Here is a 26731-nt window from a genome sequence, read left to right as displayed (position 1 = left end):
GCTGAACCGTTACACCTTCCGTATCTTCCTACCATCGGGGGATAGCCGCGGTGGCCCATGATGACCAAGGGGCGGCGGATGGCCGGAGATGGGGGAGTTGAGGACGGGATGGGGGTCCATGGCTGACAGCACCTTCTGGATCGCGGCCCTCACCGGCGGCACCGCCGTCCTGGCCAGCTGGGTCACCAGCCGCGGCAACACCCGGGCCGCCCGGATCCAGGCGGACACCGCGGTGCTCGCCCAGCGCGCGGAGCGGCTGCGCGACAGCAGGCGCAGCGCCTATCTCGATCTGATCGAACAGACCCACAGCATCGGCGAGTTGTACTGGGAGATCGCCGCCGTCCAGCGAGCCGCCGAGGCGGGGCGCCGCCCCGCCCTCCAGGACGAACTGGACGAACTCGCCGAGCGCGAGCGGGACGAGTACGGCAAGCTGCGCCGCTGTGTGCGCGTGGTCGAGCTGGAGGGCCCGGCCGCCGCGGCCACCGCCGCGAACGCGCTGCAGAAGGCCACCGGCCCGTTCCACCGCGCCCTGGGCGCGATGCGCTCCGGCGAGCCGGAGGCGCCGCAGCGCTTCCACGACGCCTTCCGCCCGTTCTGGCAGGCCCTCACGGACTTCGTCGAGGCCGCGAAGACGGCCCTCCACCAGGCGTAGCGGGCGTCCTCGACGAGCCGCGGCGGTGGCCTTCAGAGCGTGGCGGGTGGCTTGTCAGGAAGCGGACGGCGCGGGAGGCGGGGTACCCGAGTCGGGCCGCCGGGGATAGCGATTTTGTCAGCAACATGTCAGTCCACACCACTTCACGGCCCGACCGCGCACCGGCACCGGAGACTCGGACGGTGGCCGTCGGCCCGGGGCTCGAGAGGCACCATCAGCACGGATGGTGATACGCGGGCCGCTCCCCTAAACCCTTTGGCGGAGCCGCCCTCAGCCCCCAGGCCGATTTCCACGGGGACACATGGCGCGGCCTGAACAGCTGTCCTAGCGTGCCCTTTACTGGAACCTTAAATCCCTAAGGAGCGTCATGTTCGGGCGAATAGGACGGTTTTCCGTCCACCGTCCATGGCTGGTCGTCGCGTTGTGGGTCATCGCGGCGGTCGGCCTGGCCATCCTGGCCCCACCGCTGAAGTCCAGCACCGACCAGGCCGACTTCCTGCCGTCGCACTACGAATCGGTGCGGGTGACCAAGCTCCAGGAGCAGGCGTTCCCGCAGCACGAGACCGCGGCCGCCATCCTGGTCTACCAGCGGTCGGACGGCGGAAAACTCTCCGACGCCGACAAGGCCGCCGTCGCCAAGGCGACCACGGGGTTCCAGGACGAGAAGTACAAGACCTTCAAGTCCGTGGTGACCACGCCCGAGGCCGTCTCCAAGGACGGCAAGATGGCGCTGGCCAACGTGTACTTGACCCAGAAGGACGTCTACAACGAGGACACCCAGCAGTCGATCAAGGATCTGCGCGCGGACCGCGACAAGCTGCTGAAAGGCACCTCGCTGAAGGTCGACGTGACCGGTCCGTCGGCTTCTGCCCTCGATTCCATCGAGTCCTCGGGTGACACCGACGCCATGATCATGATGGCCACCCTGGTCCTGATCATCGTGCTGCTCGGCGCCATCTTCCGCAGCCCGCTCATCGCGCTGATGCCCGTGTTGATGATCCTGGTGATGTTCATCATGGCCCAGGGTCTGATCGCGACCGCCAGCGACTGGTTCGGGCTCGAGGCCGACAGCAGCGTGTCCGCGATCCTGATCGTGGTGCTGTTCGGCGTCGGCACGGACTACATGCTCTTCCTGCTGTTCCGCTACCGCGAACACCTCCGTAAGGGCCAGCAGCCCAAGGAGGCCCTGGTCGACGCGGTCACCCGGGTCGGCGAAACCATCGCCTCGGCGGCCGGTGCGGTCATCGTGGCCTTCCTCGCCCTGGTGCTGTCGACGATGGGCAGCATGCGCGCCATGGGGCCCTCGCTGGCGATCTCCGTCGCGGTGACGCTCGTGGCGGCCCTCACCCTGGTGCCCGCGGTGTTCTCGCTGCTGGGAACGAAGGCGTTCTGGCCGTCCAAGGCGTGGAAGAAGACCCCCCGCAACCGGCTCGCCAACGGCGTCGGCTCCCTGGTGTCGCGCCGTCCCGGCCTGATCGCCGCGGTGTCCGCCGGTGTGCTGGCGGCCCTCGCGGTGGGCGCGCTCGGCTTCAAGGCCGAATTCGACACCGAGAGTTCGCTCCCCAAGGACCTGGAGTCCGTCCAGGCCATGGCGGATCTGCAGAAGAGCTTCTCGGCCGGTGAGTCCGACCCGAGCCTGGTGTACATCCAGTCGAACGGCGACAAGCTGGACGCCTCGGCGCTGACCGGGTTCCGGCAGAAGCTGGGGGCGGTCGAGGGCGTCGGCGAGGTCTCCCCCGCCGTGCTCAACCCCAAGGGCGACGTGGCCCAGTTCAGCGTGGTGCTGAAGTACCGGCCCGCCTCCGAGAAGGCCATCGAGCTGGTCGCCGGGGAACTGCGGGACACCGCGCACGACTCCGCGCCCGAGGGCTCCAAGGTCCTGGTGGGCGGGTCGACCGCGGTGCTGGCCGACATCGAGGACGCGGTCAACCACGACTACCGGCTGGTGTTCCCGGTCGCGGGCCTGGCCATCATGCTGATCCTCGGCCTGCTGCTGCGCAGCGTGGTGGCACCGCTGTATCTGATGCTCGCGGTCGGCCTCGGCTTCGCCGCGACCCTGGGTTCCACGGTCTGGCTGTTCCAGAACGTCCGGGGCGAGCACGGCCTGCTCTTCATGTTGCCGATCATCGTCTATCTCTTCGTGGTGGCGATCGGCACGGACTACAACATCCTCATGGTGGCCCGGCTGCGGGAGGAAGTCCGCAAGGGCAAGACACCGGCCGAGGCGGCCCGGCTCGCGGTGGCCCAGTCGGCGCCGACGATCGGTTCGGCCGCCATCATCCTGGCGGGCACCTTCGGTGTGCTGATGCTGGCCAGCAACAGCATGCTCCAGCAGATGGGCTTCGCCGTCGCCTTCGGCATCCTGCTCACCGCGTTCATCATGGCGCTGCTGCTGGTGCCGACGGTGACCGCGATGCTCGGCTCCAAGGCGTGGTGGCCCAACCACCGCTACGACTCCCCCGACACGTCCGGCGCCTCCGGCCCCGGGCGGGCCGAGGAGCCCGATGCGGCGGGCGAGACCGTACGGGTGTGACCTGACGGCCCCCTCGGACGCCCGAACGGCCCGGTGGCCCTTCGCGACATCGTCGCGGAGGGCCACCGGTGCGAGAGGCGGTCCCCGACGCCGAGCGCAACGCACCGAAGAAGCTGATCGCAGCGCACAGAAGGGCAGCGCGATGGACCGGTGGGACCGGATGGGGCGGCCGGCCGCGTACGGGGGCGCCGCCGCCATGGCCCCGTACGCCGTGATCAAGGTGTCGTGGGTGGTGGGCTCACTGCTCGGACTGGCGCCGGTCGGGGCCGGGTTCGGACTCGCCGAGTGGGTGGTGCTCAACACCGTGACGGTCGGCATGGCGGCCGTCGGGATCACTCTCGGGCTGGCGCTGGCCCGGCCCTGGGGGATGCGGCTCCCCGGGGTGCCGCTGGTGTTCTGCGCCTGGGTGGGCACGGGGTTCCTGGTGTCGATGCTGCCGTACGCGCTGGCCGACTCGCTGCTGTCGGAGCCGGACACCTCCGGGGCGACAACGACCCCACGATGCCGGGCTGGGAGGCGGCCCTGATCCAGTTCGGCTTCATCGGCATGGGCCTGGGCCTCACCCTCGCGCTCCCCGCCTATCTGCGCAGGCGGTGGCCGGAGGCGTTCGCCGGGCGCGGCGGCGGGCCCTCACCGCTCGGCCGGGCGGCCGTGGTCCTCGGTGCCGCCGTCGGGCTGATGTGGCTGTACTGGGCGGCGGGCGGCACCGCCGGGCTCGCCCACCCCGACGAGGGCCGCGCCACCTGGCGCCTGCTGTGCGGGATCTGCGGCACGTGGGCGCTGGCCGCCGCGTTCGCCGTGGCACGACCGGGCCGCGAAGGTCCCGGCCGGCTCCCCCGCTGGCTGCCCTCGGTCCTCGGCTGGCTCGGCTCGGGCTCACTCTTCGCGTGGAGCGGCTGGAAGCTGCCCTTCACGCTGTACGTCGCGGTCGCGGCGCCCCCGGACGTCGCGCTCCCCGAGCAGTTGGGCCTCGCGATCACCCTGCACCTGTGCGCCGTCGTGGCGGGCGGCGCGATGATGTGGACGCTCACCCGGGCCCCGTTGCGGACCCGCCCCGAAGTGGCCACCGCCCCGCCCGGCTGACGCCGCGCGGGCACGCCCAGGCCGGCGGGACACACAGCCGATGCCTCGCGGGCGGTCGCGGATGCCGGATCGGTGCCACCGGTCCGGCCGCGGCACGGCGCGCGGCGCGGCCCCCCGTCCTGCCCACCGGCACCGGCCCGTGCCGGTGCCACGCGTCCCGCTATGCCGTTGCCTGCTCGCGCGATCCGGCTGCCGGCCGCGACATCGCCGCGGGAGCGGCGAACAGCGCCTGGACGGCCGCACGGACCTGGCCCGCGACCACCTCGGGGGTGGAGGTGTCGAGCTTGCCGTCGAGGTGCAGGAACGCCAGGCCGTGGACGAGGGCCCACACCGTGGTGGACAGGGCTTCCGGGTCGGCGCCGGGGAAGGCGCCGCCGACGACACCGCGGACGTATTCCCAGATGGCGGTGGTCGCGCTGACCCGTTCCTCGCTGTTCGGATCGCAGGGCTCCGCGAACATCACCCGGAACAGTGCCGGGCGTTCCAGCGCGAAACGGACGTAGGCGACGGCGACGGCCCCGAGTCCGTCGGGGGTCGTGGGCGAGGGGTGCGCCGCGGCCAGATATTCGGCGAGTTCTCGGTAGCCCTGCGCGGCGACCGCGGAGACGAGCGCGTCGCGGTCCGCGTAGTGGCGATAGGGCGCTGTCGGCGACACACCGGCCCGCCGCGCCACCGCCCGCAGGGACAGCCCGGCGCTGCCGTCCTCCTCCAGCAGCTCCCGCGCGGCACGGAGGCAGGCGGCGCGCAGATCGCCGTGGTGATACGTGCCGCTCGCTTGCGACATAGGTCACGCTCCCTCATGTTTACGTCGCTTACATCGCTGCCTTAATGTGAACGCTGTATACATCGTAAGCGATCGAGATCGAGAGGGGAACTCGGATGACCAGCGAGCTGTTCTCGCCCTTGTCCCTGCGCTCCGGGCAGGTACTGAACAACCGGATCGCGAAGGCGGCCATGGAGGAGAACATGGCCGCCGACGGCCAGCTCCCGGACAAGGAGCTGTTCGGGCTGTACCGGCGCTGGGCCACCGGTGGCACCGGGCTGCTGATCACCGGCAATGTGATGGTCCACGCCGAGGCTCTGACCGGCCCCGCCGGTGTGGTGCTCGACGAGGCAGCGCCGCTTGAGCCGTTCATCGAGTGGGCCGAGGCCGGCAAAACCGGCGGCGGGGCGATCTGGATGCAGATCAACCACCCCGGCCGCCAGATCGGATCCGAGATGCCCGGCGTCGTATGGGGCCCGTCCGCGGTCGCCGTCGACCTGGGCAGGCACAGCGGCCGTTTCGGCCGCCCCGTCGCCATGACGCCCGAGCAGATCCAGGCCACCGTGACCCGGTACGCCGTCACCGCACGGCGCGCCGAGCAGGCGGGCTTCGACGGTGTGGAGGTCCACGCCGCGCACGGCTATCTGCTGTCGCAGTTCCTGTCCCCGCTGGTCAACAAGCGCACCGATCAGTGGGGCGGATCGCTGGAGAACCGGGCCCGGATGCTGCTGGACGTCGTCCGCGCCGTGCGCGCCGCCGTCTCCCCGTCCTTCGCGGTCGCGGTGAAGCTCAACTCCGCCGACTTCCAGCGTGGCGGCTTCGACGCCGATGACGCACGTCAGGTGATCGAGATGCTCGCACCGCTCGGCGTGGACCTGGTCGAGTTGTCCGGCGGCAGCTACGAGAGCCCGGCGATGTCGGGCCGCCCCGCCGACGCGCGCACCCAGGCCCGCGAGGCGTACTTCCTCGATCTGGCGAAGGACCTGGTCAAGGCCAGCCCGCTGCCGCTGATGCTCACCGGTGGCATCACCCGGCGCGCCACCGCCGAGAAGGTCCTCGACAGCGGCGTGGCGATCATCGGGATGGGCACGGCCCTCGCCGTCACCCCGGACCTGCCCGGCCGCTGGCGCCAGGGACGCGAGGCCGACGCGCAGCTTCGGCCGGTGACCTGGTCCGACAAGGCGCTCGCCTCGGCTGCCGGCATGGCACAGGTCCGCCATCAGATGCGCCGCATCGCCCGCGGAAGCCGCCCCACGCCGGGCACCCACCCGGCGTTCGCCCTCATCGCCGAGCAGCGCAGGCAGCGGCGGGCCCTGCGCCGCTATCGCGCCTGGCTGTCCGCAGCCCAGGGCGCGGCGTAACCGTGCCGATGGAAGGGCCCCAGGTGCTCGTCGCTTGCCGCGACCGCCTGGGGCCCTTCCGGTCTGTCGCCACGCCGCTCCTCGCAGGGGCCCGCCGTGGCCGAGTCGATGTCGGAATTCGGGTCGGTCGGCGTCTCAGCGGACGCCGGCCGCCTTGAGGACCTTGAGTGCGCCGGTCAGCAGAGAGGCCCAGGTGCCGGGCGAGACACCGGCCGGCGGGGTGAACCCCTGGATGCGCTGGTGGGCGACGGTCTGGGGCTCGGTGTACTTGAGGATGCCGTCGGCTCCGTGACGACGGCCGAGTCCCGAGTCGCCCATGCCGCCCATCGGCGCGTCGATGCTTCCCCACGCGGCGGCGAAAGCCTCGTTCACATTGACGGTGCCGGCGTGCACGCGGGCGGCGACGGCCCGGCCCCGGGCCCCGTTGCGAGGGCATGGACGCGGCTCCCTGGCTCAAATGTTGACGGTGATTACATGAGCGTAGCCCCGGATGTAAGCACCGTCAACAACCCGGGAATGGTGTGCTGGCCCGCTGAACCGCGCCGACACCGGACGGACATTCACCCCACCGTCGCCCTGACCGTCAATGCCGGTTTCTTGGCTCGGCGGGCCGTCATCGGCCGCGGAGGGCTTCGGCGATGACCTGGACGAGGTGGCGGCTGTCGAGGCCGGCGAGATCGCGTACCTGCGTACGGCAGGAGAACCCGTCGGCGAGGATGCGCCGGTCCGGGGCGGCGGACGCCTTGGCGAGAATGCCGGTCTGCGCGATCTTCTCGGAGACTTCGTAGTGGCCCTTCTCCATGCCGAAGTTCCCGGCGAGGCCGCAGCATCCGGCAGAGGTCTCGACGTCGCAGCCCATGGCCTGCAGGAGCGCCTGATCCGCGTCGTATCCCATGACCGAGTAGTGGTGGCAGTGGGGCTGGACGAGGAGTTTCTCCGCTGCCTGCGGCGGCGTCCAGCCGATCGAGGTGAGGAACTCGGCGACGGTCCTGACCGAACGGGAGAGCTCGGCGGCGCGGGGGTCGTCGGGGAGGAGCTCCACGAGGTCCGAGCGGAGCGTGGCGATGCAGCTGGGCTCGATGCCGACGACGGTCCGTCCGTCCCTGACGTGCGGGAGCAGCAGCTCGAGTGTCCTGCGGAGCTTGGCCCTGGCGGCGGTGAGCTGGCCGGTGGAGATGAGGGTCAGACCGCAACAGGCCCCGGGGGAAGCGATCTCGACGTCGCAGCCGGCGGCGGCGAGGACGTCGAGGGCGTCCCGGGGGACGTCCGGATCGATGGCGTCCGAGAAGGAGTCGACCCAGAGCAGGACCCTGGGCCCGCCTGCCTGCCCCTTGCCCGTCGTCTCCGGCCTGCTCCGGCGGAACGGCTTGGGAGGCAGGGTCGGCAGCGAACGGCGGGGGTCGGATCCCATCATCGTCGCCATGACTCTGCGGAGCGCGGGGATGCGGCCGGCGAGGTTGACGAGCGGGGCCACCGGCCCGGCGAGCCGGAGCCACTGCGGGAGCCGGCCGAGCGTGTAGTGGCTGAGCGGTCGCAGACGTCCCTTGTAGGTCTGGTGGAGGGTCTCGGACTTGAACATGGCCATGTCGATGCCGGTGGGGCAGTCGTTGGCGCAGGCCTTGCAGCTCAGGCACAGGTCGAGAGCCTCGTGGAGCTCGGGGGAGCTCCAGTCCTCCGTGACGAATCCGCCGTTGAGCATCTCCTGGAGCATCCGCGCACGGCCTCGGGTGGAGTCCTTCTCCTCCCGGGTGGCGGTGTACGAGGGGCACATGAATCCGCCCTGATCGCGAAGGTCGGCACGGCACTTGCCCACCCCGACGCACCGGTGGACGGCTTCGGTGATGTCTCCGCCGTCGTGCGCGAAGGCGAAGCCGTCGGTGGCGCGGAGCCGGCGGGCCCGGGGGCGGCGCAGGTCGGCGTCCAGCGGCGCCGGGCGGACGACGACCCCGGGGTTCATGAGGTCCTCGGGATCCAGGAGCGCCTTGAAGGCCTCCATCGCGCGCAGGGCCTCGGGGCTGTACATGGAGGGCAGCAGCTCGGAGCGGGCGCGCCCGTCGCCGTGCTCGCCGGAGAGGGAGCCGCCGTGCTCGGCGGCCAGGGCCGCGGCGCGCTCGAGGAATCCGCGCATGCGCGCGCCCCCGGCGTCGAGCGGGAAGTCGATACGGACGTGGACGCACCCGTCGCCGAAGTGGCCGTAGGCCAGCCCGGAGAGCTCCTTCTCGGCCATGAGCGCTTCGAGTCCGCGCAGGTAGTCCCCGAGCCGTTCCGGGGGGACGGCGGAATCCTCCCAGCCGGGCCAGGCCTGCTTGCCGTCGGCGGTGCGTCCGGCCAGACCTGCGCCGTCGGCGCGGATCTCCCAGAGCCTGGTCGCCTCGGGACCTGCGGGCAGGACGAGGGCGTCGGCGGTGGCGGAGGAGGCGACGAGTTTCCGGGCCGCCTCTACGGCCTCTTGCGAGGTGGCGCCGCCGACCTCGGCGAGCAGCCATCCGCCGCCTGCGGGCAGAGCGGGGACACTGGCGCCGCCGTGCGCCCGGCGGACGACGTCGACGAGCTGTGCGCCCAGGCCCTCCAGGGCGAGCGGGTGGAAGGGGAGCAGGTTGGGCACATCGTCCGCGGCGGTGGCCATGTCGCGGTAACCGAGGACGGCCAGGGCCGGTGCCGGTGCCCGCGGCACGAGCCTGACGGTGGCTTCGAGGAGGATCCCGCAACTGCCTTCGGTCCCCGTCAGGGCGGCTGCGAGGTTGCGGCCGTTCTCCGGGAGCAGGTGCTCCAAGGAGTAGCCGGAGATCTGGCGTCCGAAACGGCCGAACTCGGTACGCAGTACGGCCAGGTTCTCGGAGACGAAGGCTTCCAGACCGGGCACCGCCGTGAGCGCGCCGTCCCCCGAGCCGGCCGTGATCACCTCACCGCTGCCGGTCAGCCAGGTCATGGACACCACGTTGTCGGCCGTGCGCCCGTAGGAGAGGCCGTGGGGGCCGCATGCGTTGTTGCCGATCAACCCGCCGATCGTGCACCGGGTGGCGGTGGAGGGATCGGGGCCGAACCGCAGTCCGAAGGGCAGGGCCTCGCTCTGGAGCGTGCTCAGGACGGCCCCCGGTTCGACCACCGCCGTCGAGGACTCGGGGTCGACCGACAGGACACGGTTCAGGAAGCGGGAGAAGTCGATCACAAGGCCGGGGCCCACGGCGTTACCGGCGCAGGAGGTGCCTCCTCCCCTGACGGTGACGGGGACGTTGTGGGCGCGGGCGATACCGACCGCGGTGATCACGTCGCTCTTCGACCGGGGCATGAGCACGGCCTGGGGGATGATCCGGTAGTTCGACGCATCCGTCGAATAGACCGCCCTGGTCGCGGACGAGTCGTCGACGAGTTCGCCGAGCTGTCCGCGCAGGGCATCGAGGAACGCCCCGATGAGGGCCTTCGGATCGTCTGCCATGGTCGCGTCCATAGGGTGCTGCTCCTGGAGAGCCATCGGATCTGGTGGGTGGACACGCGTCCGTTCGCTGCGGAGTCGTGTCCGGGTGTCTCGGCCTGCTGACGGACGGGACGGGATGCGCTGCGCGCGCCTCAGTGGCTTCCCCCGACGGCCGTCACGGGAGGACGAGCTTCCGGGGGGTGTCGCCGGATGCGTCCCGCAGCCAACCGGGGTCCAGTCCTTCGGCGGTGAGCGCGGCGATGAGCTGTTCGAGGGCGGCGGGAGGCTCGGGGCTGTCGGGCTGTCCCGCGTCGGAGGCCAGGACCAGACGTGACCCTGCCGCCCGGGCGACGGCGGCCAGCCGGGCGGGAGTCATCCCGTGCTGGTGGAAGAGCTGGTAGGCGGTGATCTCGACATGGGCGCCCCGCGCCGCGAGCTCCGCGATCTCCCCTGGTTCCATACCGGGGACGGTGTAGGAGGGGTGCGTGAGCAGGAACCTGTCGATGCCCCGGGCTTCGGCCTGCTCCAGCAGCCACCGGCACTCCGCGCCGCTGAGATGACCCGTGCACAGCACCGCGTCGTGCTCGGCGATCAGGTCGAGAACGAAGGCGGCGTTCTCGGCGGACGCGCTGTCCGCGGCCAGGACCGGCGGGACGGACAGTACGGAGCGGTCCAGCCGCTCGTCCAGGTCGCCGAGCCGTGGCAGCCCGGCGCTCTCCTGGGTGTGGGCGTCCGCCGTGGGGAACCACACGACCCGGCCGCCGGTGGACAGGGCCGACAGAACGGCCGCCGGATTGATCCCGCCGACGGCACGGTTGAGGGTGATTCCCCCCACGACGTCCAGCCCGGACGAGCGGCTGAGGGCACTGGCCCGGCCCACCGTGGATTCGTGGTGAGCCTTCAGGACGAAGCCGCTGTAGCCCGCCCTGGCATAAGCGGCGCCGATCTGGTCGTCGTGGCCGATCCGTGCGAGGACGTCGGGGGCCGCGTGAACATGAACGTCAAACAATCGATGGCTCGCTTTCGGAGGGCCCCTGTGCCGACAACGTCCCGGCGGCGAGGAAGTCGGCCCGGGCTTCCGCGCGCATGGGTACCTCTGCGCGCAGCCGGCGCAGGGCTTTCAGGTCGAGATCGGCGAACGCGGCACCCGGCTCGTCCCCGAGGTGTACGAGGACGCCGCCGTCCGGGCCCACCACGCGCGATCCGCCCCAGAACCGGACGTCGCCGTCCGTACCGCAGCGGTTGACGAAGACGACGTAGCACTGCAGCAGCACGGCGGCATGTTCCAGGATCACCTCCCATGTGCGGCGGATCCCCGCCGGGTCGGTGCCCGCCATGCTGGCCACCGGCACGATCAGGACCTCGGCACCGCCCTGGGCCGCCAGCCACGGGATGACGGGATGCCACATGTCGTTGCAGATGACCGTGGCGATCCTGGCCGCGCCGAAGCCGGCGGTCCGCAGCTCCGCGCCGGGCCGGAACGACAGGTGTTCGTTCCACGGGGCGTAGGAGACGGGATGGAGCTTGCGCTGGAGGTGCCGGGTCCCGGTCGGCGGATCGGTCAGCAGGTAGCTGTTCCAGGGCAGCCCCGAGGCGCTCTTCTCGGCGAAGCCCACACCGACACCCGCGGACACCAGGGCGGCGAGCCGCGGATCATCGCCGGCGAGGAGATCCGTCTCCGCGTGCGGAGCGAATCCGTAGCCGCTGACCGAGAGTTCGGGGGTCAGAGCGAGGTCGACCCGGTTGAGGCTGCCGTGCAGTTCGGCGATGCCGGCGAGGTTCTCCCCCACCGCACCGAAGACGGGTGCGGTCTGGAGGAGTCCCACGCGAAGCGTGGAGAACTCCGCCGGGCCGGCCGTCAGTTCAGTTTGTTGGCGCTGAGCCACTGGTGTGCCACCTCCTCCGGCCTCTTGCCGTCCACGTCGATCCGCGCGTTGAGCTTCTGCATCACGGAGGTGGTCAGCAGCCTGGCCACCGGAGCCATAGCCGTCTGGATCCCCGGGTGTTTCCTCAGGGTGGCGCCTCGGACGTTCAGGGAGAGGTTGTAGGGCGTGAAGTACTTCTTGTCGTCCTTCAGGACGGTCAGCCCGAGGGCGGAGATCCGGCCGTCGGTGGCGAAGACCTCACCCAGACTGCACGGGTTTCCCTTGGCGACCGCGTTGTAGATCGGGCCTTCGGCCAGCTCCGCCACATCGCTCTTGGGGAGGCTGAAACCGTACGCCTTCTTCAGCCCGGACCACCCGTCGTCACGGCCGAAGAACTCCGAGGCACCGCAGAAGCGGGCACTCGCCGGATCCTTCGCGGCGAGCTCGGCGTAGTCGGAGAGAGTGGAAACGTTGAGCTTCTTCGCCGTCCGTGTCCTCATCGCGAGCGCGTAGGTGTTGTTCGCCGCCGCGGGCGGGAGCCACACCACATTGTTCTTGGCCTTGTCCAGGTCCCTGACCTTCTCGTACACGGCCTGCGGGTCGGTGGTGCTCCCCTGCTGCTTCAGGGCCAGCCAGCCAGTGCCGGTGTACTCCCAGTACATGTCCACGGAGCCGCCGGTCAGTGCGGCACGGACGGCGTTGCTGCCGCTCATGCCACAGGTGCGCTTGACGTTCGCCGCCTGTGACTCGAGCCGCTGGGCGGTGATCTCGCACAGCAGCAGCTGCTCGGTGAAACTTTTGGAGGCGACGTTCACGGTGGCCCCTTTGAGGGGGCCGCTGTCCGCGGGGCCGCTGCCCTGCCCGGGGCCGTTGCTGGTGAGAGCACAGCCGCTGGTGAGCGCCAGGCTGAGCAGGCTTGCCGCAGTCACCATGTTTTTCCGCATGCCGAAGCCCTTTCGTGGTGCTTGACGATGTGTGCGGGGTCTTGGAACCGGGCCGGTCTCAGATGCCGCGCGGGCGCAGGTCCCGCTCGGCCAGGCCGGCCAGCCAGTCGACGGCCAGGGCCAGGGCCATCGTGAGGGCGCTGCCGACGACGAGCACCGGCGTCCTGTCGAGGGAGATACCGGAGGAGATGACGGAGCCGAGGCCCCCGGCGTTGGTGAACGCGGCGAGGGTGGCCACGCCGACGTTCAGGATCAGGGCCACCCGGATGCCCGCCAGCATCACCGGTACCGCCAGCGGCAGTTCGATGGTGAGGAGCACCTCCCGTCGGCTCATCCCCATGCCACGCCCCGCGTCGATCAGCGCGGGGCTGACCTGGCGGATGCCCACCATGGTGTTGCGCAGTACGGGAAGCAGGGCGTACAGCACCAGCGCCACCACGGCCATCCAGAAGCCGACGCCGACGACCATGGCCAGCACCACCAGCACCCCGATCGATGGCACCGCCTGGCTGGCGTTGGCCGCCGCGAGCACGACCGCGCCCACCCTGCTGATACCGGGCCTGGTCAGCAGCACCCCCAGGGGGACACCGATGGTGATGGTCAGCAGCGTCGACGCGACCACGAGCTGGATGTGCTGCCACAGTGCGGTCAGTACGACGTCCGAGGCCAGGCTGCGGGTCTCGACGGAGTCCAGGTCACGGGAGCCGGCATAGGCCCAGACGGCTCCCAGCAGGACGAGGACGACCAGCGGCGGCACCCAGGTCCTCGATCGGCGGGCTTCGGACCGGGTGGCCGCCTGGACGGCCCCGGCACTCACGAGAGCACCTTCGCCGGCTGGGCGGCCGCGGTGAGCAGGGTCTGGAGGTCGAGGTAGCGGCTGACGTCCCCGGGAACACCGACCTCGATGCCCTCCGCCCCCGCGGCCAGGACCAGTTCGAGCGCCCTGTGGACGCTGTCGTCGGCGCCGACCTCTACGGTGCTCGCCGCGCCGGCCGCGTGGGACGGGGCGGCGGCGAGGACGTCCGAGACCTTCAGGAGGGACAGCCGCCGGACCGGGGCACCGGATCCGACGAAGTCGCGGACGAAGTCGTCGGCGGGGTTGCTGAGGATCTCCAGCGGGGTGTCGAACTGCGACAGGCGGGAGCCGGGTCCGAAGATGGCGATGCGGTCGCCCAGGCGAAGTGCCTCGTCGATGTCGTGCGTGACCATCACGATCGTCTTGCGGATACGTTCCTGCAGCCGCAGGAACTCCGTCTGGAGCTTTTCCCGCGCGATGGGGTCCACGGCGCCGAACGGCTCGTCCATCAGCATCACCGGCGGATCGGCCGCGAGGGCGCGGGCAACGCCGACCCGCTGCTGCTGGCCGCCGGAGAGCTGCCTGGGGTACCGGTCGGCGTAGGTGACCGGATCGAGCCCGACCATCTCCAGCAGTTCCCTCGCCCGCTCACGGCGCTCGGACTTCTTCATTCCGAGCATCTTGGGCACGAGGGCGATGTTGTCCGCGATCGTCAGGTGGGGCAGCAGACCGATCTGCTGGATGACGTAGCCGATGCCACGCCGCAGGCCGTCCACGTCGGTGTGGGTGACGTCCCTGCCCTCGATGAATATGCGCCCGTGGGTCGGCTCGACGAGGCGGTTGATCATCCGCAGTGTGGTGGTCTTCCCACAGCCGGACGGACCGACCAGGACGACGAACTCTCCTCGCCCGATCTCCATCGAGAGCTCGGAGACGGCGGCCTTTCCCTGGCCCGGATAGTGTTTGGAGACCTGGTCCAGACAGATCATGGCGTCAGGGCTCGGGGTGGACCTGTCAGACATTCGATCCTCGCAGGGCAGTGATCTTGGCGATGACGACGAACAGCAGGTCGAGGACCAGAGCGACGAGCACCACTCCGATCACTCCGGAGATGACTTCCTCCAGTGCGTTGGCTCCCCCGATACGGTCCAGCCCACGGAAGATCAGCTGCCCCAGACCGGGGCCGCGCACGACGGCTCCAATGGCCGCTGTCGCGACCAGCATGATCGTTGCCGTGCGGATCCCGTTGAGGATCACCGGCCAGGCCATGGGCAGCACGACCGTACGCATACGCCGTCCCGGGCCCATACCGAGGCCGCGTGCCGCCTCCACGACGGCCGGGTCGACCTCCTCGATGCCGGTGACCGTATTGCGCAGGATCGGGAAGACCCCGTACACGCTGAGGGCGACGATCGTCGGGGCCACACCGAGCCCGAGGACGGGGATCATCAGGGCGAACAGGGCGAACGACGGGATGGTCAGCAGGGATCCCGTGAGGGACAGCAGAGCGTGGCGCAGGCCGGGTGCGGACTGGGTGAGAAGGGCCAGCCCGACCCCGACGACCGCGGCGATCCCGACGCTGATCAGGACGAGCTCAACGTGCTGCTGGGTCAGGAACAGCAGGTAGGCGGCATTGTCGGAGATATAGGAAAAGAGGTTCATGGCGCGGCCGCCCGTGCGCCGGCACAGCTCACGACCGCGTGAAGGCGCGGCTGCCGCGGTCCGGCGGGGCCGGCCCCGGGCAGGGGAGGAGCAAGGTATCGCATGGTGTTCTCCGGTTCTCCGGGGCTCGGACGGGTGGGTGACGGCCGGTTTCGGCGGCCGTCAGAGATCACTCGGATCGGTGCAGGAGCGCACGTCGGAGCCGAGGGAGGACTGCAGGACCCGCATCGTCGAGAGCAGGTGCCCGGCGAGGGTCTGGATGTGCGGCTCGATCCTGAACGCGGGGCCGGAAATGTTCACCGCGGCCCTGATCCGGCCGGTGAAGTCCCGGACCGGTGCCCCGATGCCCACGAGCTCCGGGTCGAAGATCCGGTTCGCGACCGTGTATCCCCGCCGGCGGGCCTCCCGCACCTGGGCGAGGAACTCCCGCGCCTCACGGTCCGAGCCCCCCCGTTCGCTGCGCCGGACCAGGTCGAGGATGTGCTCGTCCTCGTAGTCCATCAGCAGAGCCATGCCGCTGGAGCTCCGGTGCGCCGGGATCGTGCGGCCCACCCAGTTCACGGCTTCGATCGACCGCCGGGAGCCCTCCGACAGTACGGTGAGCACCTCGCCGTCGCTGAGAACGCTCAGATAGGTGCGCTCCCGGACGGTTTCGGTCAGCCTGAGCAGCAGCGGGGCCGCGAGCGTGGTCAGCCGCTGGTCTCCCGCCCGGACCGCCAAGGCGAAGAGCCGCCAGCTCAGCTCGTACCGCATCGAAGGACGCCTGGCCACCATGCCCGTTTCGAGCAGGCTCTTGAGCTGCCGGGACACAACGGACTTCTCGCGCCCGAGCACCCTGGCGACATCGGCCACGCTCATCCCGTCCGGGAACACGGCCGGGTCCGCCGACGCGAGCGCGTCCAAAATCGCCATCACGCGCGAAGCGCCGCTGCGCGCGGTGGAAGTCTGTTGCTGCTCAGAAGCCATACCGAATCCTTGGTAGCGGTATGAATAACTAGACAGATCGCGACGCTGCATGCAACGCGATACTGCATTTTCTGCACCGTTCCGCTTCGCACCGCCCTCGTCGTCGGGACCGAACCGGCCGGATTCCGAGGGGGCGGCGCCGGACGGCTGTCAGGCCGAAACGGTCCGGGCGCAACTGGCGGAGGCGTCGAAGGCCCCGTCGAAGAACTCCCGCAGCCGGTCACACAGCAGCACGAACTCCGGGTGGTCGCCGAACATGAAGTCGTTGTGCCGGCCCGGGATCGTGTAGAGGGTCTTGGGCGAGGCGGCCGACGCGTAGAGGGACACGGCCTCGTCATAGGGGTGCAGCGAGTTCTGCTCACCGTGGCCGAGGAACAGGGGCGTCGGCGCGAGGTTCGCCACCACGTTCTGCACCTTCAGGTCCAGGATGGACTCGGTGAACTGCAGCCGGGTCGGGTGCCCGAAACCGTAGACCTGCGACAGCTCCTTCTGGACGTAGTCGCCGGTCGCCGGGTCGAGCGGGTAGTGGACGAAGGTGTCCGCGAGCTTCGACTCGCCGTGCAGGACCCGGTTCGTCCGGTCCTCCTCCACCTCGGCGACGATCTTCTGGAACTCGTCGTAGGTGTGGATGGACTTGAGCCAGCGCTCCCCGTCGTAGAACCCGTTCAGGGAGGCCACGCCCGCGATGTCGCCGGCCTTCTCGGCGGCGAGGATGACGTTCGCCGCACCCATGCCCCAGCCGATGAGGCCGACGCGGCGGGGGTCGATGTCCTCGTGCGAGCGCATGAACGTCACCGCGTTGCGCACGTCCTGGACCTGCTCCTCGATCAGGACGCGGCCCTTCTCGCCCTCGCTGTCCGCCATACCCCGGTAGTCGAAGCCCAGGCAGACGAATCCGCGCTCGGTCATCCGCGAAGCGAACATCTTCGGGTAGAACTCGTTGAACCCCTGGTAGCCGGAGTTGATGACGAGCGCCGGGTGCTGCCCGCCCTCCGCCAGGTCGTCCGGGTAGTAGAGGGTGGCCTCCAGACGGCTGCCCTCGCTGTAAAACGCGGTGTCCTTCTGAATCACGATAAATCCTTGCGTCGGTTCGACCGGGCCGGCCAGGCTCCCGCTCGCTCCGGGGCCGCGCTTGCACCGCGTCCCCGGCGGGGGTCCTGCGTTGGATGCCGAGACCGCACTGCGGGTCTCAGGCGGCCACTCTCAACGCAGGATGCGGCCAACGCAACAAGGTCGTGCACTTTCTGCAACGCCGGAGGGAGCGGTGGTCGCGCCGCCGGCTCCGGGCGCCGCGCCCATCGGGCGGTCCGCCAACACAAGGGCCGCCCGACGCGGTCGTCGAGCGGCCCATCCAGGCTACAAATCCGCAGGTCAGGAACGCTTCGCAACCGGCTCGAGCACCGCCACGCACTCCACGTGGTGCGTCACCGGGAAGAGGTCGAAGGCCCGCGTGCGGCGTGGGGAGTAGCCCTCCTCGTGGAAGTACTTCAGGTCGCGGGCGAGTGCCGCCGGGTCGCAGGCGACGTAGACGATGCGGCGGGCGCCCAGGGCCGCGAGGCGGGTCACCGTCTCCTTGCCCGCGCCCGCGCGGGGCGGGTCCAGGACGATGAGGTCGGCCTCGGTGATGCCGGTGCGCGGCAGCACCTGCTCGACCTTGCCGTGCTCGATGCGGACGCGGTCCAGGTCCTGGAGGTTGTGCCGGGCGTCCTCGACCGCGCGCTTGCTCGACTCGATGCCCAGCACCGCGCCGCGCTCCCCCACCCGCTCGGCGATCGCGCCCGCGAAGAGGCCGACCCCGCAGTACAGATCCAGGGCCGTCTCGCCCTGGCGGGGCATCAGGCCCTGCATGACGGCCTCCACCAGGACGTCCGCCGCCTTGGGGTGGACCTGCCAGAAACCGGCCTCGCCGACCCGCCAGGTGCGGCCCGCCGCCCGCTCGCGGACGAAGGGGCGGCCGTGGACGCGGTGCACCAGACGGGTCCGGTCACGGCCGCGGGACTCGCTGACCCGCAGCACCGAGACCGGCCGGTCCAGCTCGACGATCGGCAGCCGGCCGCCGGGGCGCGGGGTGAGGACGACCTGGCGGTCGGAGGAACCGGTGGCGGCGATGGCCTCCACGCCGGCGATCTGGGGCCATTCGCGCTTCTCGACGCCGAGTTCGGTGACGCCGGGGGCGGCGATCAGGCAGTGGTCGATCGGCTCGACCTCGTGCGAGCGGTGGCGGCGCAGTCCGGGCCGGCCCTGCTCGTCCACCGCGTACTGCACCCGGGTGCGCCAGGCCGGGACCTCGCCGCGGGCCACCTTGTCGCCGGGCGCGGGCTCGACCGTGCCGTCCCAGCCCGCCTCCGCGGGGGTGAGCCCCGCCAGCCGGGCCAGCTGCTCGGTGATCACCTCGGCCTTCAGCCTGCGCTGGGCGCCGGGGGCCGCGTGCTGCCAGTCGCAGCCGCCGCATTTGCCGGGGCCGGAGAACGGGCACGGCGCCTCGACCCGGTCCTTGGACGCGTCCAGCACCCGCACCGCGTCGGCGCGCAGGAAGCGCGCGCCCTCCTCGCCCTCGGTCACCCGGGCGACGACCCGCTCACCGGGCAGCGCGTGCCGGACGAAGAGCACCTGGCCCTCGCCGGTCCGGGCGATGCAGTGGCCGCCGTGCGCCACCGGGCCGACCTCGACCTCGTACTCCTCGCCGACCAGCGATGCCTTGGGTTCACTTTGCATGGCGGGTTCAGGCTCCAGAGGGGGTGAGGGGGCGCGGTGGGACAACAGCCCACCAGTCTACGTCGCGCCCGCCCCACCCCGTCACGCCCCGATGCCCCAAGACCGCGGGCCGACCGTCAGGGAACCTGCGAGGTGACGCCCGGCTTCTCGCCCTTGGGCCCCTTCTCGCCCTTCTCCCGCTGCTTGGCCGGGATCACCGGACCGCGCCGCACCGCCCCCGGGGCGTTCCACTCGGCCCGCTTGCGCGCCCGCTTCCGGGCCAGCTCGGAGGAGTCCAGCTGCCAGGGCACGGAGGTGACCATGACGCCCGGGGTGAACAGCAGCCGCCCCTTGAGCCGCAGCGCGCTCTGGTTGTGCAGCAGATGCTCGTACCAGTGGCCGACCACGTACTCGGGGATGAAGACGGAGACCACATCGCGCGGGCTCTCCCGGCGCAGGCTCTTGACGTAGTCGATGACCGGCCGGGTGATCTCGCGGTAGGGCGAGTCGAGGATCTTCAGCGGCACATCGATGCCGCGCTCCTGCCACACCCGCTGCAGCGCCTTGGTCTCGGCGGGGTCGACGTTGATGCTCAGCGCCTCCAGCCGGTGCGAGCGCATCAGCTTGGCGTAGGCCAGGGCGCGCAGCGTCGGCTTGTGGACCTTGGAGACCAGCACCAGGGAGTGCACCCGGGAGGGGCGCACCTCCTCCTCGTCGAGCTGTTCGGTGGCCGCCGCGAGCTCCTCGGAGACGCCGTCGTAGTGGCGCCTGATGGCCGTCATGGTGACGTAGAAGATGACCATGCCGAGCAGGGCGACCCAGGCGCCGTGGGTGAACTTCGTCAGCAGCACCACGACCAGCACCAGACCGGTGAAGAAGGCCCCGAAGGTGTTGATCGCGCGGGCACGGACCATACGGCGGCGGGCGTTCGGATCCCGCTCGGTCGCCAGATGGCGGTTCCAGTGCCGCACCATGCCGGTCTGGCTGAGGGTGAAGGAGACGAAGACGCCGACGATGTAGAGCTGGATCAGCCGGGTGGAGTCGGCCCCGTAGAGGTAGACCAGGACGGCGGCGGCCGAGGCGAGCAGCACGATGCCGTTGGAGAAGGCGAGCCGGTCGCCGCGGGTGTGCAGCTGGCGGGGCAGATAGCGGTCCTGGGCCAGGATCGAGCCGAGCAGCGGGAAGCCGTTGTACGCGGTGTTGGCGGCCAGGAAGAGCACCAGCGCGGTGGCCGCGGCCAGCACCACGAAGAGGAACGAGCCGTCGCCGAAGACCGCGGCCGCGACCTGCGAGATCACCGGGTTCTGGGTGTAGTCGGCGCCTAGCGGGGTGCCGTTCTTCAGCAGGTCGTGCGCGGGGTTCTCGGCCATCTTGACGTGGGTCACCAGGGCCAGCGTGATGATGCCGACGAACATGATCACGGCGAGGCCGCCCATCAGCGCCAGCGTCGTCGCCGCGTTACGGCTCTTGGGCTTGCGGAAGGCGGGCACGCCGTTGCTGATCGCCTCGACACCGGTCAGGGCGGCGCAGCCGTCGGAGAACGCGCGCAGCAGCAGGAAGATCAGCGCGAAGCCGGCCAGCCCGGTCTGCTCGGCGTGGACCTCGAAGCCCGCGGTGGGGGCCTTCATGTCGTCACCCAGGACCAGCCCGCGGTAGGCGCCCCACAGGATCATCACGAAGACGCCGCCGACGAAGACATAGGTGGGGATCGCGAAGAGCTTGCCCGACTCCCGTACGCCCCGCAGGTTCATGAGCGTCAGCAGCAGGATGATCCCGACCGCGCACAGCGTCTTGTTCTCGACGATGAAGGGGACGGCCGAACCGAGGTTCTCCACACCGGAGGAGATCGACACCGCCACCGTGAGGACGTAGTCGACCAGCAGGGCGCTGGCGACCGTCAGACCCGCCTTGGGGCCGAGGTTGGTGGTGGCGACCTCGTAGTCACCACCCCCGCTGGGATACGCGTGCACGTTCTGGCGGTACGAGGCGACCACCGTGAACATCAGCACGATGATGGCGATCGTGATCCACGGGCTGTAGTGGTAGGCCGACGCACCCGCCACGGACAGAACGATCATCACCTGCCCCGGCGCATACGCGACGGAGGACAGGGGGTCGGAGGCGAAGACGGGGAGCGCGATGCGCTTGGGGAGGAGAGTCTCCCCCAGCTTGTCGCTGCGCAGGGCCCGCCCGATCAGGATCCGTTTCGGGAGGTCGGTCAGTTTGGACACGCAGAGGATCGTAAGGGGTAGCGCGGGCCCCCGCCCACCCGCCCACCCCCGGGGAAAAGGGGAGGGCGGGAGCGGGGCGCCGGAGGGGATCAGGACAGGCGCGCGGGCAGGGTGCGGTGGCCGTTGGAGATGAAGGACTCCACCGGCTCCAGCGGCTCCTGCCCGGACGCGAGCGTGAGCCCGGGGAAGCGGTCGAAGAGCGCCGGGAGCGCGATCGCGGCCTCCAGCCGGCCCAGCGGGGCGCCGACGCACAGATGGACGCCGTGGCCGAACGCCAGGTGGCTCTTGAGCTGCCGGGTGACGTCGAAGCGGTCCGCGTCCTCGCCGTGCACCTCCGGGTCGCGTCCGGCGGCCGCGTAGGCGGCCAGGATCGCGTCGCCCTTGTGCAGCACCACGCCGCTGTCCAGCTCGATGTCCTCCACGGCGTAGCGCAGCGGCAGGTTGGCGACCGGGGCGGAGTGCCGCAGCGTCTCCTCGATCACGTCCTCCCAGGTGGCCCGGCCGGCCCGGACGTGCTCGAGCTGCTCGGGCCGGGTGAGCAGCGCGTGGATGGCGTTGTCCAGGAGGTTGACCGTGGTCTCGTGACCGGCCGAGAGGAACAGGGCGAGGGTGTCGGTCAGCTCCTTCTCGCTGAGCTTGGAGCCGCTCTCCTCGTCCCGCACCGCGATCAGCCCGCTGGTGAGGTCGTCGCCGGGCCGCTCGCGCTTGGTGGCCACCAGCTCGCCGAGGACGGCGTACATCTCGTTGAAGGTGGCGGTGACCTCCTCCGGGGAGGCGGAGGTGTGGAAGATGCTGTCCACGACCCGGCGCATCCGCTCGCGCAGGTTCTCGTCGTCGAGCCCGAACAGCTCGGAGATCACCTGGATCGGCAGCGGGTACGCGTACGCCTCGCGCAGGTCGACCACCTCGTCCGGCGCGGCGGCCAGGTCGTCCAGGAGCCTGGTGCAGATCTCCTCGATGCGCGGCCGCAGGGCGGCGGTGCGCCGGGCGGTGAACGCCTTGGAGACCAGGGTGCGCAGCCGCCGGTGGTCGCCGCCGTAGGCGGTGAACATGTTCTCGACGGCGACCCAGGTGATCAGCGGCCACTCGGGCGAGATCTCACCGTTGATCCACGCGGGCCAGTGCTGCCGGGGGTCCTTGGAGACCCGGGGGTCGGTCAGCAGCTCCTTGAGGGTCCGCTGGCGGGTTATTGCCCACGCCACCACGCCGTCAGGAAGCTCAACAAGCGTCGCCTCGCCGCCTGCGGCGACTCGGGCTGCCTCTCCGGCGATGTCGCGGCCGGCGGGGTCGAGGACGATGGGACGGGGTTCCATTGGCTGACTCCAGAGGTCTCGTCGAATCGGACCGGCTCGGACACGGGCGCCGCGAACGGCTCGTGCGCGGCCGCCGCTTGGGCGGGGAAGCGCACCGGCAGGGCGGCCAGGGCGCGGGCGAAGGGCCCGGTCCGCCAGGTCAGCCGCTCGACGGGGACCGCCAGCTCCATGTCCGGGAGGCGGTCCAGCAGCCGCTCGATGGCCACGGTGGCGATCACCCGGGCGGGCCGCTCGGCGGGGCAGCGGTGGGCGCCCGCGCTCCAGGCCAGATGGGCCCGGTTGCCGGACCGGCGCTCGGAGGCCATGGCCGTCTCCTGGTTGGCCGCGGCGTAGCTGATGAGCACCGGTTCGCCCTTGCGCAGCCGTACGCCCGCCACATCGCAGTCGTACCGGGGGAACCGGGTGCCGTAGTTGGCCATCGGCGGGTCGTTCCACAGGACCTCGTCCAGGGCGTCCTCGACGGGCATGCTGCCGCCGGACAGCTCACCGGCGAAGCGGTCGTCCGACAGCAGCAGGCGCAGCGCGTTGGCGATCAGGTTCTGCTGGGGGTCGGTACCGGCCGCCATCAGCAGGATCATCTGCTGCATCAGCTCGTCGTCGGTGAGCTGCGAGGGATGCGCGATCAGCCAGGAGGTGACGTCGGCGGAGAGCTGCTTGCGCTTGTCCGCCAGCAGGCCGGAGATCCACTGGAGCAGCGCGTCGTTGGCCGCCGCCGCCTCCTCGCCGCTGTCGAAGAGCTTCATCATCGTCTCGACCAGCTTCGGCCCGTCCGCGGGGCGTGCGCCGAAGAGCTGGTTGAAGACCAGCAGCGGGAGCACCGAGGCGTACTCGGTGATCAGGTCGGCCTCGCCCCGGGAGGCGAAGGCGTCGATCAGCGTCTCGGCGCTGCGCTCGACGTACTCGCTGAGGGCGTGCGGATCCACCCGGTCCAGGCTGTCGGTGATCGCCCCGCGCAGCCGGGCGTGCGCCTCCCCGTCGCAGAACAGCGCGTTCGGCCGGTACATCATCATCGGGGCGACCGGGTTGTCCGGCCCCACGCTTCCGTCCTGCATCGCCCGCCAGCCGCGCGGGTCCTTGGCGAACCGCTCGGTGTCGCGCAGGATCTCCAGGCCGAGCGGGTAGCTGGTGACCAGCGAGGCGTACACCCCCGGCGTCAGCTCGACCGGTGCGATCGGCCCATGGGTGGCGCGCATCCGCGCGTAGGTGCCGTGCGGATCGGCGGCGAACTCGGGACCGTACATCGGCACGGCCGCGCTGTGCCCGGTGTCGCCCACGGCCTCGGCGGGGCCCGTGTGCGCGGGGCAGCCCGGTGGGGGACGGGGCCGGCGGCTGGACGGTTGGTCACACAATCTCCTGGGAGCTACGGGTCTGGCGGGCCTGTAGATATTGGACGAGGGCGATCAGTGCGTGGGTGGAGGAGATCCGGTCCCGGGCGTCGCAGGTCACCAGGGGGGTTTCCGGAAGCAGATCGAGGGCCTCCCTGACCTCCGGCTCCGCGAAGCGGGGAGAGCCCTCGAACTGGTTGACGGCGACGGCGTACGGCAGTCCGTGCTCCTCCAGGACGGCCATCACCGGGAAGGACTGCTCCAGCCGCCGGGTGTCGGCCAGGACGAGCGCGCCCAGCGCCCCGTTCGTCATGTCCCGCCACAGCCGGGTGAAGCGCTGCTGTCCCGGCGCGCCGAACAGATAGAGCACCAGCGACTCGCTGAGGGTGAGCCGGCCGAAGTCCATGGCGACGGTGGTGGTCGTCTTGTCCTCGGTGCCCCGCAGGTCGTCGGTGAGCGCGCCGGCCTGCGTCATCGTCTCCTCGGTGCGCAGCGGCCGGATTTCGGACAGCGAGCCCACGTAGGTGGTCTTGCCGACGGCGAAGTGCCCGACGACGAGGATCTTCGCCGCCACCCGCACCGTATGGGGCAGGTAGACCGCCTTGTCGTCAGAGGCGAGCGCGGAGTCCATCGAGCACCTCCTGCAGGAGCTGGGTGTCGGGGAGGTCGGCGGCGGGGATCGGCGACCGGGTGGAGACGTGGCCGCTGTCCACGAGGTCGCCGAGCAGGACCTTGGTGACGCTGACGGGCAGCTCCAGGTAGCCGGAGACCTCGGCCACCGAGAGCGCACCGCCCAGGCACAGCTCCATGACCCGCCGCTTCTCGGGGCTGAGCCCGGTGAGCGGCCGGTCGGGGTGGGCCATGACCAGGGTCACCAGGTCGAAGGTGTTGCGAGTCGGGTAGGCACGGCCGTCGGTGACCACATACGGCCGCACCAACCCTCGTTCGCGCCGCCCCGGACTCATGCGTGGCTGCCGATCCCCTGCCGCGGGAGGCCCTGCCGCGGCGGGCTGGTGAGCTCCTTGCCGAGCCGGTCGACCAGCTTCTGCATCCGGTAGCTGACCGCCTCCATGTCCACGGACTCGGTGGCCGAGACCGCCAGATACGCGCCGGGCCCGGCGGCGATCAGGAAGACGTACCCGCCGACGAACTCGACCAGCGTCTGCTGCCAGGGCGTCTCGTGCGGATCACAGAACTCGGAGGTGGAGCGACTGATCGACTGCAGCCCGGAGAGTGCGGCGGCCTGGCGCTCGGCCTCGTCGCGGGCGATGCCCTCGGAGTACGCCCGCAGCATCCCGTCCGCGGAGAGCAGGATCGCGTGCCGTGCCTCCGGCATCTTGACGACCTCGTCGAGCATCCAGCCGAGCTCGTTGTTGAGATGGTCGTTCATGCCTGGCGATTCCCTTCGTCATGGTGAGGGGCGGAGTCCTGGGTGTCGGCACGGCCGGAGCGGGTGCCGCGCGCGAACGCGCCCAACCGCGAGGCGGTTTCCTCCGCCGAACGCGCGCGGTGCGCGCCGGTGTCGTCGGATTCGGCGGCGCCGGTCCGCCCGGTCCCCATGGACCAGTCGGCGGTCGGCGGGGTGGCGGCGGCCTGCCTGCGACGACGCTTGGGCAGACCGCCCTGCGTGGTGCCGTACACGCGCGTGGCCTCGTCGTCGCCCAGGGACGGCTGGGGCGCCGCGGCGGGTGCCGGTGCCGGGGCAGGCGTGGGGGCGGGGGCGGGCGCCGGAGGCTGGGCCTGGGGGATGGCCTGGGCCTCGGCCGGAGCGGCCTGCGCCTGCCGCGCCCTTCTGGGGGCGCGGGTGCGGCGGGAGGGCAGGGTGTGCAGCGGCTCGGCTCCCTCGGGGTCCTGCGCCGCGGTGGCCGGCCGTCCGTCGGGGTCGATATGGGTGAGCAGCTCGCTCGGGAGGAACAGCACGGCACGCACACCGCCGTACGGGGACCGGGTGTCCACCGAGACGCTGAAGCCGTACCGCGCGGCCAGCAGGCCCACCACGGCGAAGCCGAACTGCGGCGGGTCACCGAGCCGGGAGACGTCCACGGCGCGCCGGCCGGAGAGCAGGGCGGCGGCCCGCTGGACCTCCAGGCCGTCCATGCCCACACCGGCGTCGTCGATCACGATGCAGGCCCCGTTGTGCACCGGCTGGAGGCTGACCTCCACCGAGGTGTTGGGCTGCGAGTGGCGGGCGGCGTTGTCCAGCAGCTCGGCGACCGCGAGCACGACGGGCTCCACGGCCCGGCTCACCACGGCGACGTCGATCAGGGTGTGCACCTGCACCCGCTGGTAGTCGCGGATGCGCGACTTGGAGCCGCGGACGACATCGGTCAGCGAGGAGGCCAGCCGCTGACGGCCGGGCCAGGAACCGCAGAGCACGGCGATGGCCTGGGCGCGCCGGCCGAACTGGGCGTTGGCGTGGTCGATCTCCAGCAGATCCCGCAGCACATCGGGGTTGTCGTGCCGCTCCTGCATCTCGGAGATCGACACCTGCTGCTCGTTGGCGAGTCCCTGGACGGCTCGCATGGACGCCTTGAGCGCCGCCTTGGCGGAGGCGTCGGCCCGCGTCTGGGCCTTGTCCACCGCGCGGGTGAACTGTTCCATGACGGCGTGCAGGCTCTGCGCGAAGGCCGTACCGGCCAGTTTCTCGTCCCGCAGGCCCGGCAGCGGGCCTGGCTGGCTCAGCACATCGGCGATCGAGGGGAGGCGTACGTCGACGAGGTGCTGCACCTCCTCGTCACGGGAGCGCAGGCTGTCCTCGAGAGTGGCGTTGCGCCTGCGGACTCCGGCGGTGATCTGCCGCTGGCGGATCAGAAGCACCAGGACGACGAGAAGCGCGGCGGCCAGACACCAGCTCACCGCCTCCGATATGTGATCAGTCATCAGGAACCTCGTGCAGAAGAACGCGGGCGCGGAAGGAACGATTCAGAGCCCTGATGTCCCGTCCGGAAACGGAATACGGCGATCATCTTAGCCATGTCGTGACCTAGTATCCGACGCCCGCGACAAAGTTCGAACCAGCGGCAATCGCACGGCATTTGTCATGTGGTTTCGGTGAAGATCCGGGACTTCAGGCAAAGATGAAGGGTTGCGACCACCGTCGAAGCGCCGTAACCCGGGCCCACCGTAGT

Annotated in this window: 23 protein-coding genes and 1 pseudogene; 5 read left to right on the top strand and 19 right to left on the bottom strand. The window is 70.8% G+C overall.

What is annotated here, in order from left to right:
- Positions 1-118: 118 nt before the first annotated feature.
- The 4 genes from BLV72_RS26215 to BLV72_RS50075 all read left to right on the top strand — a co-directional run bounded on the left by BLV72_RS26215 (position 119) and on the right by BLV72_RS50075 (position 4268).
- Positions 119-652 carry a hypothetical protein gene (locus BLV72_RS26215; RefSeq protein WP_093465256.1) on the top strand — a complete coding sequence of 178 codons (534 nt, stop codon included), beginning with the start codon at positions 119-121 and terminating at the stop codon, positions 650-652.
- A 367-nt stretch (positions 653-1019) separates the two neighbouring features.
- The gene (locus BLV72_RS26210) at positions 1020-3185 is read left to right on the top strand and encodes an MMPL family transporter (protein ID WP_093465254.1); all 2166 of its coding nucleotides are present in this window, start codon (positions 1020-1022) and stop codon (positions 3183-3185) included.
- Positions 3186-3327: 142 nt separating this feature from the next.
- Entirely contained in the window at positions 3328-3711 is a 384-nt protein-coding gene (locus BLV72_RS50080) for a hypothetical protein (RefSeq protein ID WP_244320965.1), read from the top strand.
- Complete coding sequence (locus BLV72_RS50075) at positions 3687-4268, top strand: hypothetical protein (protein ID WP_244320963.1); 582 nt, start codon at positions 3687-3689, stop codon at positions 4266-4268. Before BLV72_RS50080 ends, BLV72_RS50075 begins: the two co-directional genes overlap by 25 nt.
- A 160-nt stretch (positions 4269-4428) precedes the next feature.
- On the opposite strand, the gene BLV72_RS26200 is transcribed toward BLV72_RS50075, so the two are convergent.
- Positions 4429-5052, bottom strand: coding sequence for a TetR/AcrR family transcriptional regulator (locus BLV72_RS26200; RefSeq protein ID WP_093465253.1), 624 nt, complete (start codon positions 5050-5052; stop codon positions 4429-4431).
- Between the two features lie 95 nt (positions 5053-5147).
- Here BLV72_RS26200 and BLV72_RS26195 point away from each other — a divergent pair, with 95 nt between their 5' ends.
- Complete coding sequence (locus tag BLV72_RS26195; RefSeq protein WP_093465251.1) at positions 5148-6392, top strand: NADH:flavin oxidoreductase/NADH oxidase family protein; 1245 nt, start codon at positions 5148-5150, stop codon at positions 6390-6392.
- Positions 6393-6527: 135 nt separating this feature from the next.
- Here BLV72_RS26195 and BLV72_RS26190 read toward each other — a convergent pair.
- The 18 genes and pseudogenes from BLV72_RS26190 to BLV72_RS26105 form a co-directional block, all read right to left on the bottom strand.
- A pseudogene (locus BLV72_RS26190) lies at positions 6528-6821 on the bottom strand (aldehyde dehydrogenase family protein); the annotation flags it as partial.
- 184 nt (positions 6822-7005) lie between these two features.
- Positions 7006-9828 carry an FAD-binding and (Fe-S)-binding domain-containing protein gene (locus BLV72_RS26185; protein WP_244320961.1) on the bottom strand — a complete coding sequence of 941 codons (2823 nt, stop codon included), beginning with the start codon at positions 9826-9828 and terminating at the stop codon, positions 7006-7008.
- A gap of 154 nt (positions 9829-9982) precedes the next feature.
- On the bottom strand, positions 9983-10816 hold the full coding sequence (locus BLV72_RS26180; protein ID WP_093465248.1) for a DUF6282 family protein: 834 nt from the start codon (positions 10814-10816) through the stop codon (positions 9983-9985).
- Entirely contained in the window at positions 10809-11633 is an 825-nt protein-coding gene (locus BLV72_RS26175; protein WP_167746406.1) for a carbon-nitrogen hydrolase family protein, read from the bottom strand. The genes BLV72_RS26180 and BLV72_RS26175 overlap by 8 nt, the downstream gene beginning before the upstream one ends.
- A gap of 32 nt (positions 11634-11665) precedes the next feature.
- Positions 11666-12604: a glycine betaine ABC transporter substrate-binding protein gene (locus BLV72_RS26170; RefSeq protein WP_167746405.1), complete on the bottom strand. Its 939-nt coding sequence runs from the start codon at positions 12602-12604 to the stop codon at positions 11666-11668.
- Positions 12605-12674: 70 nt separating this feature from the next.
- Positions 12675-13433, bottom strand: a complete 759-nt coding sequence (locus tag BLV72_RS26165) for an ABC transporter permease (RefSeq protein WP_093465243.1) — start codon at positions 13431-13433, stop codon at positions 12675-12677.
- Positions 13430-14434 carry an ABC transporter ATP-binding protein gene (locus tag BLV72_RS26160; RefSeq protein ID WP_093465242.1) on the bottom strand — a complete coding sequence of 335 codons (1005 nt, stop codon included), beginning with the start codon at positions 14432-14434 and terminating at the stop codon, positions 13430-13432. Before BLV72_RS26160 ends, BLV72_RS26165 begins: the two co-directional genes overlap by 4 nt.
- The gene (locus tag BLV72_RS26155) at positions 14427-15074 is read right to left on the bottom strand and encodes an ABC transporter permease (protein ID WP_093465240.1); all 648 of its coding nucleotides are present in this window, start codon (positions 15072-15074) and stop codon (positions 14427-14429) included. Before BLV72_RS26155 ends, BLV72_RS26160 begins: the two co-directional genes overlap by 8 nt.
- 162 nt (positions 15075-15236) lie before the next feature.
- A complete protein-coding gene (locus BLV72_RS26150; protein ID WP_167746404.1) occupies positions 15237-16040 on the bottom strand; it encodes an IclR family transcriptional regulator in 804 nt (267 codons plus the stop codon).
- Between the two features lie 150 nt (positions 16041-16190).
- On the bottom strand, positions 16191-17147 hold the full coding sequence (locus BLV72_RS26145; RefSeq protein WP_466066474.1) for an alpha/beta hydrolase: 957 nt from the start codon (positions 17145-17147) through the stop codon (positions 16191-16193).
- Positions 17148-17411: 264 nt separating this feature from the next.
- Positions 17412-18755 carry a class I SAM-dependent RNA methyltransferase gene (locus tag BLV72_RS26140; protein WP_093465235.1) on the bottom strand — a complete coding sequence of 448 codons (1344 nt, stop codon included), beginning with the start codon at positions 18753-18755 and terminating at the stop codon, positions 17412-17414.
- Between the two features lie 116 nt (positions 18756-18871).
- The gene (locus BLV72_RS26135; protein ID WP_093465234.1) at positions 18872-20965 is read right to left on the bottom strand and encodes an APC family permease; all 2094 of its coding nucleotides are present in this window, start codon (positions 20963-20965) and stop codon (positions 18872-18874) included.
- An 89-nt stretch (positions 20966-21054) separates the two neighbouring features.
- A complete protein-coding gene (locus BLV72_RS26130; RefSeq protein ID WP_244320959.1) occupies positions 21055-22170 on the bottom strand; it encodes a cytochrome P450 family protein in 1116 nt (371 codons plus the stop codon).
- Positions 22152-23519, bottom strand: a complete 1368-nt coding sequence (locus tag BLV72_RS50070) for a cytochrome P450 (protein ID WP_244321435.1) — start codon at positions 23517-23519, stop codon at positions 22152-22154. The genes BLV72_RS26130 and BLV72_RS50070 overlap by 19 nt, the downstream gene beginning before the upstream one ends.
- Before the next feature lie 100 nt (positions 23520-23619).
- Positions 23620-24234, bottom strand: a complete 615-nt coding sequence (locus tag BLV72_RS26120; protein WP_093465231.1) for a GTP-binding protein — start codon at positions 24232-24234, stop codon at positions 23620-23622.
- Positions 24212-24568: a DUF742 domain-containing protein gene (locus tag BLV72_RS26115; protein WP_059141665.1), complete on the bottom strand. Its 357-nt coding sequence runs from the start codon at positions 24566-24568 to the stop codon at positions 24212-24214. Before BLV72_RS26115 ends, BLV72_RS26120 begins: the two co-directional genes overlap by 23 nt.
- Positions 24565-24993, bottom strand: a complete 429-nt coding sequence (locus BLV72_RS26110; protein WP_093465229.1) for a roadblock/LC7 domain-containing protein — start codon at positions 24991-24993, stop codon at positions 24565-24567. The genes BLV72_RS26115 and BLV72_RS26110 overlap by 4 nt, the downstream gene beginning before the upstream one ends.
- Positions 24990-26483 carry an ATP-binding protein gene (locus BLV72_RS26105; RefSeq protein WP_093465228.1) on the bottom strand — a complete coding sequence of 498 codons (1494 nt, stop codon included), beginning with the start codon at positions 26481-26483 and terminating at the stop codon, positions 24990-24992. The genes BLV72_RS26110 and BLV72_RS26105 overlap by 4 nt, the downstream gene beginning before the upstream one ends.
- Between the last annotated feature and the right edge of the window lie 248 nt (positions 26484-26731).

Source organism: Streptomyces melanosporofaciens (assembly GCF_900105695.1).
Classification (GTDB): Bacteria; Actinomycetota; Actinomycetes; order Streptomycetales; family Streptomycetaceae; genus Streptomyces; species Streptomyces antimycoticus.
The sequence above is the reverse complement of the archived record's forward strand: the minus strand, read 5'-3'. Positions and strand labels throughout refer to the sequence as shown.